The sequence below is a fragment of the Pseudarthrobacter sp. PS3-L1 genome (assembly GCF_030063285.1).
Taxonomy (GTDB): domain Bacteria; phylum Actinomycetota; class Actinomycetes; order Actinomycetales; family Micrococcaceae; genus Arthrobacter.
The window spans coordinates 355,746-370,890 of the sequence record NZ_JASISU010000001.1; the positions used below are offsets into that span (position 1 = coordinate 355,746).

The 15,145-nt window shown below is 60.6% G+C and carries 12 protein-coding genes; 9 read left to right on the forward strand and 3 right to left on the reverse strand.

Features of this window, described 5'->3' with window-relative positions; genetic code table 11:
- Positions 1–79 precede the first annotated feature (79 nt).
- Positions 80–2,095, reverse strand: a complete 2,016-nt coding sequence (locus QMG79_RS01680; RefSeq protein WP_283536828.1) for a beta-galactosidase — start codon at positions 2,093–2,095, stop codon at positions 80–82.
- 176 nt (positions 2,096–2,271) lie between these two features.
- On the opposite strand from QMG79_RS01680, the gene QMG79_RS01685 reads away from it, so the two are divergent.
- From QMG79_RS01685 to QMG79_RS01710, 6 genes are all read left to right on the forward strand, one after another.
- On the forward strand, positions 2,272–3,558 hold the full coding sequence (locus QMG79_RS01685) for an ABC transporter substrate-binding protein (RefSeq protein ID WP_283536829.1): 1,287 nt from the start codon (positions 2,272–2,274) through the stop codon (positions 3,556–3,558).
- 45 nt (positions 3,559–3,603) lie between these two features.
- Positions 3,604–4,557, forward strand: coding sequence for a carbohydrate ABC transporter permease (locus QMG79_RS01690; RefSeq protein ID WP_283536830.1), 954 nt, complete (start codon positions 3,604–3,606; stop codon positions 4,555–4,557).
- Positions 4,554–5,471, forward strand: a complete 918-nt coding sequence (locus tag QMG79_RS01695) for a carbohydrate ABC transporter permease (RefSeq protein WP_283536832.1) — start codon at positions 4,554–4,556, stop codon at positions 5,469–5,471. The genes QMG79_RS01690 and QMG79_RS01695 overlap by 4 nt, the downstream gene beginning before the upstream one ends.
- Positions 5,472–5,483: 12 nt before the next feature.
- Positions 5,484–6,113, forward strand: coding sequence for a Poxvirus protein I5 (locus tag QMG79_RS01700; protein WP_283536833.1), 630 nt, complete (start codon positions 5,484–5,486; stop codon positions 6,111–6,113).
- 119 nt (positions 6,114–6,232) lie between these two features.
- Positions 6,233–7,483: an MFS transporter gene (locus QMG79_RS01705; protein WP_283537333.1), complete on the forward strand. Its 1,251-nt coding sequence runs from the start codon at positions 6,233–6,235 to the stop codon at positions 7,481–7,483.
- Between the two features lie 278 nt (positions 7,484–7,761).
- Complete coding sequence (locus tag QMG79_RS01710; RefSeq protein WP_283536834.1) at positions 7,762–8,925, forward strand: ABC transporter substrate-binding protein; 1,164 nt, start codon at positions 7,762–7,764, stop codon at positions 8,923–8,925.
- A 70-nt stretch (positions 8,926–8,995) separates the two neighbouring features.
- Here QMG79_RS01710 and QMG79_RS01715 read toward each other — a convergent pair whose 3' ends face one another.
- Both QMG79_RS01715 and QMG79_RS01720 read right to left on the reverse strand, forming a co-directional pair.
- On the reverse strand, positions 8,996–10,195 hold the full coding sequence (locus QMG79_RS01715; RefSeq protein ID WP_283536835.1) for a Gfo/Idh/MocA family protein: 1,200 nt from the start codon (positions 10,193–10,195) through the stop codon (positions 8,996–8,998).
- A 154-nt stretch (positions 10,196–10,349) separates the two neighbouring features.
- Positions 10,350–11,375: a LacI family DNA-binding transcriptional regulator gene (locus tag QMG79_RS01720; RefSeq protein ID WP_283536836.1), complete on the reverse strand. Its 1,026-nt coding sequence runs from the start codon at positions 11,373–11,375 to the stop codon at positions 10,350–10,352.
- A gap of 148 nt (positions 11,376–11,523) precedes the next feature.
- Between QMG79_RS01720 and QMG79_RS01725 the strand changes: the two genes are divergently transcribed.
- Genes QMG79_RS01725 through QMG79_RS01735 form a run of 3 tightly spaced genes read left to right on the forward strand, consistent with a single transcriptional unit; the run spans position 11,524 to position 15,128 of the window.
- A complete protein-coding gene (locus QMG79_RS01725; protein ID WP_283536837.1) occupies positions 11,524–11,871 on the forward strand; it encodes an L-rhamnose mutarotase in 348 nt (115 codons plus the stop codon).
- Between the two features lie 48 nt (positions 11,872–11,919).
- A complete protein-coding gene (rhaI, locus tag QMG79_RS01730; protein ID WP_283536838.1) occupies positions 11,920–13,086 on the forward strand; it encodes an L-rhamnose isomerase in 1,167 nt (388 codons plus the stop codon).
- Between the two features lie 5 nt (positions 13,087–13,091).
- Positions 13,092–15,128, forward strand: a complete 2,037-nt coding sequence (locus QMG79_RS01735) for a bifunctional aldolase/short-chain dehydrogenase (protein WP_283536839.1) — start codon at positions 13,092–13,094, stop codon at positions 15,126–15,128.
- Positions 15,129–15,145: the final 17 nt, after the last annotated feature.

A 15,145-nucleotide genomic window follows, 5' to 3' on the forward strand; every position in this document is an offset into this window, starting at 1 on the left:
GGCGGCCGCAATCAGCCGCTAGGAATGCCCTGCAGATCAATGGCCCGCAGCGGACTGCCTCCTGCGGGTGACGGATCCGTTAGGACTCCTGGATCACGGCAACCTTTCCCGCGGGAACAGTCCCGGTAAAGACCTGGCCGGTAATGAGTTCCGTGCCAGTAGCTCCCACTGTGGCGTCGGCGTCGGAATGGTTAATGGCAAAGAGGAAGCTGCTGCCGTCTGGCGCGTTACGCCTGCTGAGTTCGACCCCGGTGTCTGCACTCGCCTCGGCAGAAATACCGGCCTCGGCCAGCAGCGTCTCCAGCAGGTCGCCCAGGCTTTCCGGATCCGGAAAAGTTGCCAGGTACCAGGCGCTGCCGGAACCTGCAGACTTTCGGGTCAGGGAAGGGACTCCCACCAATGGATACTCGGTGAAAGTGGCTATCGCTTCAGCACCGTTCAGATGGACATGCTCACTCCAGACTGTGCCGGTACTGCCATCGCTGATGGCCGTCACCTGCTCGGCGAGCAGTGGGTGGAATTCCTCCACCCGAATGCCCAGCAGCTCCCGGAAAGCTCCTGGATATCCACCGAGCCTGACATGGTCCTGCTGGTCCACGATTCCACTGAAATACGTGACCAGAACTGATGCGCCACGGTGCGCGGCTGCACCGATGCTCGCAGCAGCCTCATTGGTCACCGTGTAGAGGGTGCAGACCAGCACCAGATCGTAGGCATCCAGATCGGCCGAGGGGTGAACCAGGTCCACCGAGATACCGCGCAGGAAAAACTCCCGGTGGAACGCCCGCAGAAGGTCCAGGTACCTGACGGCCTGGCTTGGTTTCGAGTCGATCTCACTGGCCCACCAGGCCTCGTAGTCGAAAACAAGTGCAGCCCGTGATGTAACCCGGGAACCTCGCACCGGTGCCAGCTTCTTCAAGATCTCGCCAAGCTCCACCACTTCGCGCCACACTTTCGAATCCCTGCCTGCATGGGGGACCATGGCGGAGTGGAATTTTTCGGAACCGGCGAAACTTTGCCGCCACTGGAAGAACATGATGGCATCGGCGCCGCGGGCTAGGTGCGACAGGGAGTTGCGGAGCATCTCGCCCGGCGCTTTTGCCCTGTTGTGCGGCTGCCAGTTGACGGCCGACGTCGAATGTTCCATCAGGATCCACGGGGCACCGCCGGCAACACCTCGCGTCAGATCCGCACTGAACGCGAGTTCTATGTGACGTTCTGGATCGGCCGCCACGAGGTAGTGGTCGTTGGCTATGACGTCCAGGTCCTTGGCCCAGTCAAAGTAGTCCATGTCCTTGGTTGCGCTGGACACCATCAGGTTGGTTGTGGCCGGAATGTTGGGTGTAATCTCCCGCAGGATTGCCCGGAGGTTGCGGTAATACTCGATCAACGCCCAGGAGTTGAAGCGCTGGAAATCCAGCTGCTGTCCAGGATTGAGGGTACTGGGGGCGATGCCCGGTGGCAGGACCTCATTAAACGAGGAGTAGTTCTGGGACCAGAATGCCGTGCCCCAGGATGCATTGAGTGCCGCGATGGAACCGTACCGCTGTTCAAGCCAGTCACGGAACGCCTGGGCGTCCTCCGGGCCGTGGAATTGTGCAACGTGGCATCCCAGTTCATTGTCAACGTGCCACATGGCCAGGGCTGGGTGGTTCCGATAGCGCAGGGCCAATGTGCGGGTGATGCCCGCTGAGTACCTGCGATATACGGCCGACGACGGCGAGTAGTGCCGCCTGGACCCCGGGCCCAGCGTGGTGCCCTCGGCGGTGACGGGGAGTATCTCTGGGTGCTTGTGGGTCAGCCACGCCGGCGGGGCGGCCGTGGCCGTTGCCAGGGCAACCTTGATACCTTGCGCAGCAAGGTTATCCAGCACCTCATCCAGCCAGCCGAAGTCGTACTCGCCTTCGGTAGGCTCCAGCAGCGCCCAGGAAAAGATTCCTACGCTCAGGAATGTGACACCGGCCTCGCGCATCAGCCCAAGGTCCTCAAGCCGCACTTCCTGGGGCCATTGCTCCGGGTTGTAGTCGCCGCCGTAGGCCAGTCCTTCGAGCGCGGCGAAAGGACCCGGGCGTTCTGAGGGTGACTTTTCTGTCATGGTGACTCCTTTGTCTACGACGTGAACTAATTCTCTGGGCGGGTCATGAAGGAGGAAAGCGCTTGCCGATCGCGTCCTTTACAGTTATTGTATCGTTTCATAAGGCGTGTTAGCCAGCTCACTACTCACGTTGTAGAACCTTGGGCTGGACGTCGCATTCGAGCAAGGAGGCTCCCATGATCAACCGCAGAAATTTCCTCACCACCGTGGCGCTGGGCACTGCATCAGCGGCATTCCTCAGCGCTTGTGGCGGGCAGGCATCACCAGGAAAAACCGGCACCGCCGAGGACCCGATCACCATCAACTACACGTGGTGGGGCAACGATGACCGTGCCGAGCGCACCCGCAAGGCCATCGCGCTTTTTGAATCGAAGAATGCCGACATCAAGGTCAACGGCAACTTCACCGATTTTGCAGGCTATTGGCAGAAGCGCGCCACAGAAGCTGCCGGCGGTGGCCTGCCGGATGTCATGCAGTTCGATCTTTCATACCTGCGGGATTACGGACAGCGCAACCAGCTGCTGGACCTCGGCACTGTGGATATCGACACCTCAGCCCTGGAACCTTCGCTTCTGCCCTCGGGCCAGATCCGCGGGAAGACGTTCGGAATTCCAACCAGTACCAATGCCTTCGCCGTCTACTACGACCCGGACAAGCTTGCGCCGCTGGGCATCGTAGAGCCGGACGGCAGCTGGACCTACGACGAGTTCAACTCCTTTATCACCGAGGTAGGGTCCAAGAGCGACAGCGCCCTTTACGGCTCCACGGACTACACCGGTGTCTGGTGGATGTTCAACATCTGGCTCCGCCAGAACAACATTGAAGCCTTCACCGACGATGGCAAGCTTGGCTTTACCAAAGATGACCTGACCACATGGTGGCAGAAAACCGAAAGCCTCCGCGGTACCCCTGCGCTGATTCCCGAGGAGCGTGTGACTCAGTTGGCACCGAAATCGCCGTTCGGGTCCAACGCCACTGCTACTGAGGTCACCTGGGACAACTTCATGGCCGGGTACATCGGTGACAGTGGCGCCAAGAACCTCAAGCTCGTTCCGGTGCCTTCTGATGATCCGGACAACCTAGGCCTTTTCCTCAAGCCGTCAATGCTGATGGTGGCCAGTGCCAAGACGCAGGCAAAGGACGCCTCTGCCCGTTTTATCGACTTCATGGTCAATGATCCTGAGGTTGGCCAGATCTTCAAGACCTCCCGCGGTGTTCCGGCGTCAAAGACCCAGCGCGATGGCACCACCTTTGAAGGCACCGACAAGATCGTGGTGGATTACGAAACCAGCATTGCCGACTACCTCAAGGATGCCCCGGAGCCTCCCATCGTTGGTTTTGGCACGTTGGAGACGTCCTTCAAACGCATTAGTGGAGACCTGAACTACAAGAAGCTGGACATCAATGGCGCCGTGGATACCTTCTTCAAGGAAGCCGAAGACGTCATCAAGCAGAACGCCTGACCCAAGTAGAGCCCTGCACGTTCCCACTACTGACGGACTAATCTCGTGACCCAACGCTCAACACAGCGCCGACGTCCGGCGTCGCCCGCTCCCTCGTTGCCGCGCGCATCGCGACAGCGGGGGACGGACACGCGCGCCGGATACGCTTTCCTGCTCCCCTGGCTGGTGGGGTTCATTGCCCTCACGGTCGGGCCGATGATTTCCTCGCTGTACCTTTCCTTTACCAACTACAACCTGTTCGAGCCGCCACAGTGGATTGGCCTGGACAACTATGTCAGCCTCCTGCAGGACGAGCGGTTCAGGCAGTCGGTGGGCGTCACGCTCAGCTACGTCATTTTCGGCACGCCGCTCAAACTCGCTGCGGCGCTCGGTGTTGCCATGTTGCTCAACAGCAAGCGCAGGGGCCAGGGCTTCTACCGTTCGGCGTTTTATGCCCCCTCCCTGATTGGTGCCTCGGTATCCATCGCGATCGTTTGGAAGGCAATGTTCGGCGATTCCGGGCCTGTCGACCAGGGCCTCTCCTTCTTCGGCATCAACATCGGCGGCTGGGTGGGCAACCCGTCCATGACCATGCCCATGATGATCCTGCTGACTGTCTGGCAATTTGGTGCCCCCATGGTGATTTTCCTCGCCGGGCTCAAACAGATTCCGGGTGAACTTTACGAGGCTGCATCGATGGACGGGGCTGGTCCGGTCCGGAAATTCTTCAACATCACCTGGCCCATGCTGTCCCCGGTGATCTTCTTCAACCTCCTGATGGAGACCATCCACGCGTTCCAGATTTTCGCGTCGGCCTACATTATTTCCAATGGTGAAGGCGGCCCTGCCGGCTCCACCCTCTTCTACACCCTGTACCTGTACCTGCGTGGATTCAGCGATTTCAGAATGGGATACGCCTCGGCCATGGCATGGCTGCTGGTGGTTGTGGTGGGCATCATCACCCTGATTTTCTTCCGCACGTCCAAGTCCTGGGTCCACTACAGCGGTGATTCGAAATGACAACAACTGTTACCCCGCCACAGGCGCGTCCGGACATGCCCAGCCAGGAGTACAACCCCCAGGCAGAATCGGTCCTGGCCAAACGGATCAAGAGCACCATCTTCCATGTGGTGACACTGGTCCTGGTAGCGATAGTCCTCTACCCGGCATTGTGGATGGTGGCATCATCCTTCAAGCCGAATTCGGAAATCGGTGGTACCAATACCTCGCTGTGGTCATCGAACTTCAGCATGGACAACTTCGTGACCGCGATGGACGGAATTGGCGGAGTGTCCACCATGACGTTCTTCACGAACTCCCTGATCCTTGCTGTTGGAGCAGTCGTGGGGACAATCGTCTCCGCCAGTATCTCCGCCTATGCCTTTGCCCGGATCAAGTTTCCGGGGCGTGGACTGTTTTTCGGCATGATGATTGCCACCCTCCTGCTGCCCTTCCATGTGGTCATCATTCCGCAGTACATCATCTTCCAGCAGCTTGGACTCGTGGATACCTACATTCCGCTGCTGATTGGCAAGTTCCTGGCTGCCGATGCATTTTTTGTCTTCCTGATGGTCCAGTTCATGCGAAACCTGCCGGCTGAACTGGACGAGGCGGCCCGGATTGATGGTGCTGGCCACGTCCGGATCTTCCGGTCCATCATGCTGCCGCTCATGAAGCCAGCTTTGATCTCAACGTCGATCTTCTCCTTCATCTGGAGCTGGAACGACTTCTTGGGACCACTGCTCTACCTGAATACTCCGGACAAGTATCCGCTGCCTCTGGCCCTCCGTCTTTTTGTCGACCAGACCCAAAGCTCGGACTACGGCGCCATGATTGCAATGTCTGTCCTTGCCCTGTTGCCGGTGCTGATTTTCTTCCTGGTTTTCCAGCGCTACATTGTCGAGGGTGTCTCTACCCAGGGCCTCAAGGGCTGAAGGAAACAGAAAATGAGCATCATGGATACCACCACACAGGGTCCCAACGGTCCGGAGCCTCTTCCGGTCAACCGGTTTGCGCTGTTCTCCGAAACCCTGCTGGCTGGCTTGCTGGTGCTGGTCCTCTCGCTGCCCCTAGTGAGCATCCCTGCGGCCTATGCTGCCGGGATCGCCCACCTGGAGCGGCACCTTACCGGCCGCGACGATTCGGTCCGCGGCCTTGTTGCCACGTTCCGGCAGGCGCTGCCGGGGAGCTGGAAGCTGGGGGGTATCACAGCGGCGGCGATCGCCGTCGTCGTGGTCAATCTTCTTCTGGCCATCACGGGCCAGCTCCCCGGCAGTACTGTGATTTTCCCGGCAACGTTGGTGCTGGCCGGTGCTGCGATGGTGGTGCTGCTGCGGAGCGCCGCAGCATGGCACGCGAACGACGGCGGGGCTGCCGCGACCGCTGCCTGGCGCCAGGCCCTGGCAGCCGGAAAGGCCGATTCGGCCGGCGACTGGAGTGGTTCCCTGCTCTTGGTTGCCGCCCTGTTCATGGTGGTGGTGTTTGTCTGGATGCTGCCTGCACTGTTTGTCGTGGTTCCCGGCACCCTGGTCCTTGCAGCCGCATCTGTCACGGTCCGGGCGGCCTCCCGCGCCTGAACCACCTATGACGTTTGCCTCCCACAACACTATTCATTCGTACCGTCCTGCATCAGCCGGACAGTTGGGCCGCTGTGTCTCCGGACAACAATTCCTCATCATCGTCATTGTTTCGCAGGCTGCACACACCCGAAGCCAGCGAACATCCTGCGCCGGCTCCTGGACGGCCGTTCCGGAACCGGAACTACAGGTTTTACCTCACGCTGCAGTTTGTTGGCTCCACCGGCATCACCATGCAACGTCTGGCGCAGGACTGGCTGGTTCTCCAGCTGACGGGCAGTTCTGCGGCGGTTGGTTTGGCGGTTGCCCTCCAGTTCCTGCCCATGTTGCTGATAGGTCCGCTGAGTGGGCTCGTGGTGGATCTGTTTCCCAAACGCCGGATCATGCTGGCGTGCCAGGCAGTGGTTGCCCTGTTGGCCGCAGGACTTGCCGCATGGGTGGCAGGTGGGAACATCTCGGTCTGGGTGGTCTACGCCTGCTGTGTGGCGTTGGGTGTCACGGCAGCGATTGAAGGTCCTGCGCGCCAGGTATTCATCAATGAGGTGGTGGGCGATGGTGGCCTCCGGCCAGCGATCGGCCTCAACAACGCCGTGGGCCAGTTGGGTGCCCTGGTTGGGCCAGCGCTCGGTGGCATCCTGATCGCAACGGCGGGTTCGGCTGCGGCCTTCGCCGCAAATGCCCTATTGTGCATGATTGTCATGGCACTGATCATGTCCATCCGCGCCCACGAGCTGTTCCGGATCCCGCTCGCACAACGGGGAAAGGGAGCTCTGCTGGCTGGTTTTGGCTACGTCCGAGAGCGGCCACCCCTGCTCTTGGTCATCCTGCTGGCTGGCCTGCTGGGTGCCTTCGGCATGAATGGACCGGTAGTTCTGGCAGCCTTTGCGGAGGACGTCTGGCAGAACGGTGCGGCCGGGTTTGGGTTGTTCAACACTCTGAGTGCATGCGGGGCACTGGTGGGAGCATTGCTGGCATCACGGCTGCGCAGCATGGGCCGGAAGGGAATTGTTGCAGCGGCCGCAGGTTTTGGCGTGGCCCAGGCTGTAGCCGCGCTGATGCCCAGTGTGGAGTCCTTCATGGTGATGCTCCTGGTGGTGGGCCTGATGACGCTGCTGTTTCTGACAAGTGCTGCCACGGAAGTGCAGCTGCAGGCGGGGCCGCACATCCGCGGCCGTGTCATGGCGCTTTACCTGCCGTTGCTGATGGGTGGGCATGCTTTGGGGGGTCTCCTCGCCGGTTGGCTGACTGAGCAGTTCGGAGTCCGAACGGGACTGGTGGTGACCGGGGCACTGTGTGTTCTGTCCGCTGTGGTGATTGGTGCCCTGTTGTGGATAAACGGCCGACGGCGGCCAAAGGCTGTCGGCGGCTGACGAAGCGTCGGCACGTTCTTCGGCAACAGGGGAACCGTTGGATTCTCTGCTGACTGAAACGATGCAATAGATCCCTTGACGCGTCAGCCAGGACGCATCTACCCTGAGTAAACGCTTTCTCATTGTTTTGCCGATTCCGACGCAAGGGACCACTGATGCTCCTTTCCACCCGCAGAAATTTCGCCAAAATCGCAGCTGCCAGCGCCATCCTGGCCCTCACCGTTACGTCCTGAGGAGCGTCGCCCCAGGCGGTATCCGATGGTCCAGTGACTCTTCGCATGAGCTGGTGGGGATCTGACGTCCGCCACAAGATGACGCAAGAACTCATTAACAAGTTCCAGTCCGAGAACCCCAACATCACGGTCCAGGGTGAATATGGCGACTGGGCCGGATACTGGGACAAACTTGCTACCCAGGTCGCTTCGCAGGACGCGCCTGACATTATCCAGATGGATGCCCAATACCTGGGGGAGTATGCGGACCGCGGCGCGCTCCTCGAACTCAAGGACGTGGATCTGTCCAAATTTGATCAGCAGGCCGCCGACGCCGGAAAGACCCAAAACGGACTCTTTGCCGTCACCGCCGGCATGAATGCCATGGTGGTCCTGTCCAATCCCTCGCTGGTAGCGGCCAGCGGGGTGGAGCTGCCTGACGACAGCACCTGGACCTGGGAAGACTACAGTAATACAGCAGCAAAAATGACGTCCAACAGTGCTGACGGGATCTACGGATCCGGCCCGGTGACAGGTGATGGCTCGTTCAACCTGTGGATGCGTCAGCATGGCAAATCGCTCTTCACCAGCGACGGTGACCTGGGCTTTGACGAGTCGGACGCAGCAGGTTATTTCAGCTATCAGGCCGGACTACGCGATGCTAAGGCTGTTCCGCCAGCATCCGTGATCACGGAGGATGCCAGTGCCTCCATCGATCAACAAGGTTTAGCCACCAACCGCTTTGCGCTCGCCTGGTACTGGTCCAACCAGCTTGGGGCCCTACGGACAGCATCCGGCCAAGAACTTGAACTCAACCGGCCCCCCAGCGTTGACGGAAGTGCTGAAGAAGCCCAGCAGTATTACAAGGCTTCCCAGTTCTGGTCGGCAAGTTCCAGGACAAAGCATCCCGTCGAGGCCCAGAAGCTCATTGACTTCCTCGCCAACAACGTCGAGGCTGGCAAGATCTCCCTGGCTGACCGCGGGATTCCGGGCAATTCTGAAGTCCGGGAAGCCGTGATCCCTCTGCTCAAGCCAGCAGATGCTGCGACGGCGGAATTCATCGAAACCATCGCCGCTGAAGTCGGAGAGGCCCCGCCCGTGCCGCCAGCGGGCTCAAGTCCCATCGCGGAGATCATTACCCGCTACAACGACGAGGTCCACTTTGACCGGATCAGCCCCGAAACTGCTGCCAAGAGTGCGTTCGAGGAAATGAAGAACGCACTGGCCTGAGGCGACATCGGCCAAAAAAACTCCACGAACTCCCAGCGGCGGCACCCCCTGCGGTGCCGCCGCTGGGAGTTCATGGCCGCCGGTGCTGGTGCGGGTTCGCTGCCCCGGTGGCTTTTGTCGCCGCCCAGGGGACGCCCAGTTCTGCAAAGGTCTTCTGCTGTGTTGTCGCCCTGTCCAGGATTCCTGTGATGCCTTCAATGACGGGGTGGGCAGATGTGCCGGTTCCTTCCCACTGGACATGCTCGGAGCCAATCAGGTGCGGGTCCTCGGCGGTTCGGATTGCTTCCAGGACCCGCATGAACGCGCCGCTGTCGGCAAGTGGGCTCAGCAGCGGAATTCCGGACCTGCGGTGGGCGAGGAGATTCTCCGTCAGGTCCTCCCGGCCGAAAGTCTGGGTGGTCTTGGTGGCGCCAGCACAGATGTCCAGCCGATCTTCTGTGTAGTGGAATGTTGCTGTGCCTTGTGAGCCATGCACTGTAACGAAGGGCTCGCTTGACTCTTCGGCGCACAGGGTGAGTGCGCAGAGCACTGTCACTCCGGACAGGGTGCTGATTCGAATAACCGATGTGTCGTCGGACTCGATGGCGTTCGCCCGGTAGAGGTCTGTTTCCACCCTCGAGACGTCCGCTGTGGTGTGTGCTCCGGCAAGGTGCAGTGCCGTGGCAACGGCATGGGCGAGGGGGTTTGTAGCGACGCCATCGACAACGTCAACCCCGTTGATGCTGCGTTTTCCTGCCCACCGGGACCGTGTGTAGTATGCGCGGTCGCGGATCCAGCGGCCGGTGGCGCTGATGCCCAGCAGCTCACCAAGCTCTCCACCCGCGATGAGCTCCTGAAGTGCGGGCAACGCCTGTGAGCCGAGGCTCTGAAAACCGATCTGCACGCTGCTTTGGGCGGACTCTGCTGCCAGGGCCAGTGCGTGGAAATCCGCCAGGGTGGCCACCGGTGGTTTCTCCAGGTAGAGATCGGCCCCGGACGTCAACGCCAGTATTGCCAGCGGTGCATGGGTCTGGATCGGTGTGGCAACGATGACGATGTCCAGATCTGGCGTGTTCGCCAACAGTGCAGCCAGATCCGGATAGACAAGCGCGGACGGCGGAACGGAACCTGCTTCGGGAGGTTGAGGATCGGCAACAGCCACGAGATCGACGGCACCCAGTGCCTGGAGCCGTGCCAGATTGCGGAGGTGATGCAGGCCGAATCCGTGGACCCCTACCAGTGCTATCCGGGCCACTGACTGCACACGGGATCTTACCGTTGCCTGGATCATTCTTGCTCCATTTCTGCCTTGGAAGGCCACCGGTGGGCAAGCGCTTTCCGAATGCCGCGCTTCGAGTCTAGCGTCAGGCCACGCGGAATGTAACGATTCACATTCCGATCCTCGGATGGACCGGACCGCGCGTCTCCGGTGCCAGGACCTGGGGTCAGCTGCCGAAGATAGTGCGGGACGTGCTGTGCCGTACCACGAGTTCTGGTGTGAAAATAACCGAGCGGTGGGCGGATGAGCCAGTCTCGAGCTCTTCGGCAAGGAGCTCGATTGCGGTGCGGCCCAAGGCCTCCGTGGGTTGCCTGATGGAGCTCAGGGGAACCACAGCGGACTCCGCAAAGTCGATGTCATCATAGCCAATCAGTGCTGTGTCCTCGGGAATACGGTAGGTGTGCGTCATGGCCAGCGACTGCATGACACCAAGGGCCAAGAGGTCATTGGCGCAGAAGATGCCATCGGGCAATACCTGCGGTCCACGTCCCACCAGGTCGTTGCCAACACGCCGTCCAGCCAGAACCGTCTGTCCGTCCGAATCCAGAACCTCCAACGAAGCGTCAGGGTTCTCGGCCACAGCGCGCCGGGCGCCGTGGAGGCGGTCTGCAACCTGCTGGATGCTGACCGGGCCACCAACAAATGCCAGCCGACGTCGGCCCGTGTCCAGCAGGTGCCGTGCAGCAAGATAACCGCCCGCGTCGTCATCTACCGAGACGGAACTGAAGGAGCTTGCATCTGCGCTGCGGTCCACCAGGACGGAGGGGATCCCGCGATCCCGGAGTGCCTGCAGGCGGTCTGTCACGTCGCCGACGGGGGAGATGAGCAGGCCCTGGACCCGCTGTTCCTGAAACAGGTCGATGTAGTTTGATTCCCTGCCGGCATCCTGGCTGCTGTCCCCCAGGAGCACGGCGCTGCCTTGCAGCACCGCTGCTGTCTCTGCTGCACGCGCCATGGACGTATAGAACGGGTTGCCCACATCCGGGACAATCAGCCCTATGGTCCGTGAGTGTCCGGCACGTAGCTGCCGTGCGGCGTCATTGCGGATGAAGCCGAGCTCCTCGATGGCTGCGAGAACCCGGTCCTTGGTCCGTTGCGACACGCGGTCCGGGTAGTTCAGGACGTTGGAGACAGTGCCAACGGCGACACGTGCCTGGTTGGCAACATCCTTGATGCTGGCGGTGCGATTCATGTTTCTCCACTGCTGGGCCATGGGGCGCTGGCACGCCGGCCCCTGATGGTGGACGCCGGACAATGCTTGACACCTGCTTTAGATCAAGAGTACTTTGAATCGTAATAATGAAACGATTCAAGTAATCGAGACCGCAGGAGAGTCGCAGATGAGGGTGTGCTTCCGTTCAACGGTGAACCCGGAGCTGATAGCCGAGTACCGCCAACGCCACGCTGCGGTCTGGCCGGAGATGCTTCAGGAGCTCAAGGCTGCTGGCTGGCACAACTATTCGCTGTTCCTCTCTGCCGACGGGTTGTTGGTGGGATACCTGGAATGCGATGACTTTGATGCGGTCCGCGCAAGGATGGCCCTGACCGACGTCAATTCCCGCTGGCAGGCCGATATGGCTGCTCTTTTCGCCGATCCGGGGCAGGCTCCCGATACCGGGTTTGAGGTTATGGATGAGGTATTCAACCTCGAGAAGCAGCTGGCGGCTGCCCAGACTCCCGCTCCCTAGTGCCGTCGCCCCGTAATTACGCCCTCCCAAAGACTGGAAAGACTCATCATGAATGACACAGCAGTGGCACTTGGCAGGCTGGAAGAGCTTGCTATTGAGGTTCCCTCGTGGGCCTATGGAAATTCCGGTACGAGATTCCGAGTCTTTGGCACCCATGGGACGCCGCGAACCATCGAGGAAAAGCTGGCCGACGCAGCCAAGGTCCACGAACTCACGGGGCTGGCACCCACCGTTGCCCTCCATATTCCGTGGGACAAGGCACCTGACTACGCCGTGCTGAGAGAGTATGCTGCTGGACTCGGGGTAGGCCTCGGCACCATCAACTCAAACACGTTCCAGGACGATGAGTACAAATTTGGTTCCCTCACATCGTCCAATGCCGCCGTTCGGCGTCGGGCAGTGGAACACCACTATGAATGCATCGACATCATGCACCAGACAGGGTCGAGGGACCTCAAGATCTGGCTCGCCGATGGCACCAACTATCCCGGACAGGACGACATGCGCGGCCGGCAGGACCGCCTTGCGGAGTCACTGCAGGAAATCTACGCACGGCTCGGCAACGAGCAGCGACTGGTTCTTGAATACAAGTTCTTTGAACCGGCTTTTTATCACACGGACGTTCCGGACTGGGGAACTTCCTATGCCCAGACGCTGGCCCTGGGGGACAAAGCAGCAGTCTGCCTTGATACCGGCCACCACGCACCCGGGACCAACATTGAGTTCATCGTGATGCAGCTGCTGCGTCTGGGAAAGCTGGGGTCTTTTGACTTCAACTCCCGCTTTTACGCCGACGATGACCTGATTGTCGGCGCTGCGGATCCATTCCAGTTGTTCCGCATCATGCATGAGGTCATTCGTGGCGGCGGCTTTGGCAAAGAGTCAGGCGTGGCACTCATGCTCGATCAGTGCCACAACCTGGAGGAAAAGATTCCCGGGCAAATCCGCTCCGTACTCAACGTCCAGGAAATGACGGCACGGGCACTGCTGATCGATGTGGTGGCCCTGACCGAAGCGCAGCGATCAGGAGACGTCCTGGCCGCGAACGGCATCTTCAACGATGCTTTTTATACGGATGTCCGGCCCATGCTGGCACAGTGGCGCGAAACTCGCGGCCTCCCTGCGGATCCAATGGCGGCCTTCACAGCTAGTGGTTACCAGAAACAGATCAACGAGGACCGTGTTGGCGGCTCCCAGGCCGGATGGGGTGCGTAGAGGCAATGAGCAACACAACTGTTGATAGTTTGATTTCCCGTTCAAACCGGCTCGGGGCGGACAAGCGGAACACTAACTTTGCTGGTGGCAACACATCGGCCAAAGGCACCGAAAAGGATCCTGTCACCGGCAAGGACGTCGAGTTGCTGTGGGTCAAGGGGTCCGGCGGGGACCTGGGAACGCTGCAGGCGGCCAACCTTGCCGTCCTGCGACTGGACCGGTTGAACGCCCTCAGGAACGTCTACCCGGGTGTGGAGAGCGAAGACGACATGGTGGCGGCTTTCGACTACTGCCTGCACGGCAAGGGGGGCGCAGCACCATCCATCGATACCGCCATGCACGCCCTGGTCGATGCCCCCCACGTCGATCACCTGCATCCGGATTCGGGCATCGCTATCGCCACAGCCGTAGAAGGTGAGGCACTGACCCGTAAAATCTTCGGCGACACCGTCGTTTGGGTGCCATGGCGCAGGCCTGGTTTCCAGCTTGGCCTGGACATTGCCGCTGTCAAGGAGGCCAACCCGAAGGCCGTTGGCACCATTCTCGGTGGCCACGGAATTACAGCCTGGGGTGCCACCAGCGAGGAAGCCGAGCGTAACTCACTGTGGATCATCGAGCAGGCTGAGGCATACATCGCCGCCAACGGAAAGGATGAACCGTTTGGTCGTCCGCTCCCTGGCTATGCTGCCCTTCCCGAGAGTGAGCGCCGCGCCAAAGCCGCAGCCCTGGCTCCCGTGATCCGGGGCCTGGCTTCCACTGACAAGCCGCAGGTGGGGCACTTCAGCGATGACGCCGTCGTCCTTGACTTTCTGTCCGCCACGGAGCATCCGCGCCTGGGTGCCCTCGGCACGTCCTGCCCAGACCATTTCCTGCGGACAAAGGTCAAGCCGCTGGTCCTGGATCTGCCGGCCGATGCCCCGCTTGAGGATTCGATCGCGCGACTGCGTGAACTCCACCTCGAATATCGGGTGGACTATCAGGCCTATTACGACCGACATGCCGCTGCCACAAGTCCAGCCCTCAGGGGAGCGGATCCGGCGGTGGTGCTGGTGCCCGGGGTGGGCATGTTCTCCTTTGGCGCCACCAAGCAGACTGCGCGTGTTGCTGGCGAGTTCTACATCAACGCCATCAACGTGATGCGGGGTGCCGAAGCGATTTCAACCTATGCGCCGATCGAGGAATCAGAAAAGTTCCGCATTGAATACTGGGCATTGGAGGAAGCCAAACTGGCCAGGCTGCCGAAACCCACGTCACACGCCACCCGGGTTGCCCTGGTGACTGGTGCGGCATCCGGGATCGGCAAGGCTATCGCCACCCGACTTGCCGCGGATGGCGCCTGCGTGGTGATTGCTGACCTGGTCCTTGACAACGCCGAAAAGGTGGCTGCAGAACTAGGCGGGCCAGACGTGGCCATCGGCGTCCAGGCCGATGTAACGGACGAGACCCAGGTGGCTGCGGCCGTTGATGCAGCTGTCCTCGCCTTCGGCGGCATCGACCTGGTGGTAAACAACGCTGGCCTCTCCATTTCCAAGCCACTGCTTGAGACCACAGAAAAGGACTGGGACCTCCAACACAGCGTCATGTCCAAGGGCTCATTCCTGGTGGCCAAGGCTGCTGCCAGGGCCATGATCGCGCAGGGCATGGGCGGAGACATCGTGTACATCTCCTCCAAGAATTCCGTCTTTGCCGGTCCCAACAACATCGCCTATTCCGCTACCAAGGCTGACCAGGCCCACCAGGTCCGGTTGCTTGCTGCTGAACTTGGGGAACATGGAATACGCGTCAACGGGATCAACCCTGACGGTGTTGTGCGCGGTTCTGGTATTTTTGCCGGCGGATGGGGTGCCAAGAGGGCCGCAGTCTACGGCGTCGATGAGGAAAAACTGGGCGAGTACTACGCCCAGCGCACGCTCCTCAAGCGAGAAGTGCTCCCTGAACACGTTGCCAATGCAGCTGCCGTCCTGACCAGCAGCGAACTCTCCCACACCACGGGCCTGCACATCCCCGTGGACGCTGGCGTGGCAGCAGCATTCCTGCGGTGACGCCCATACGCGACGCT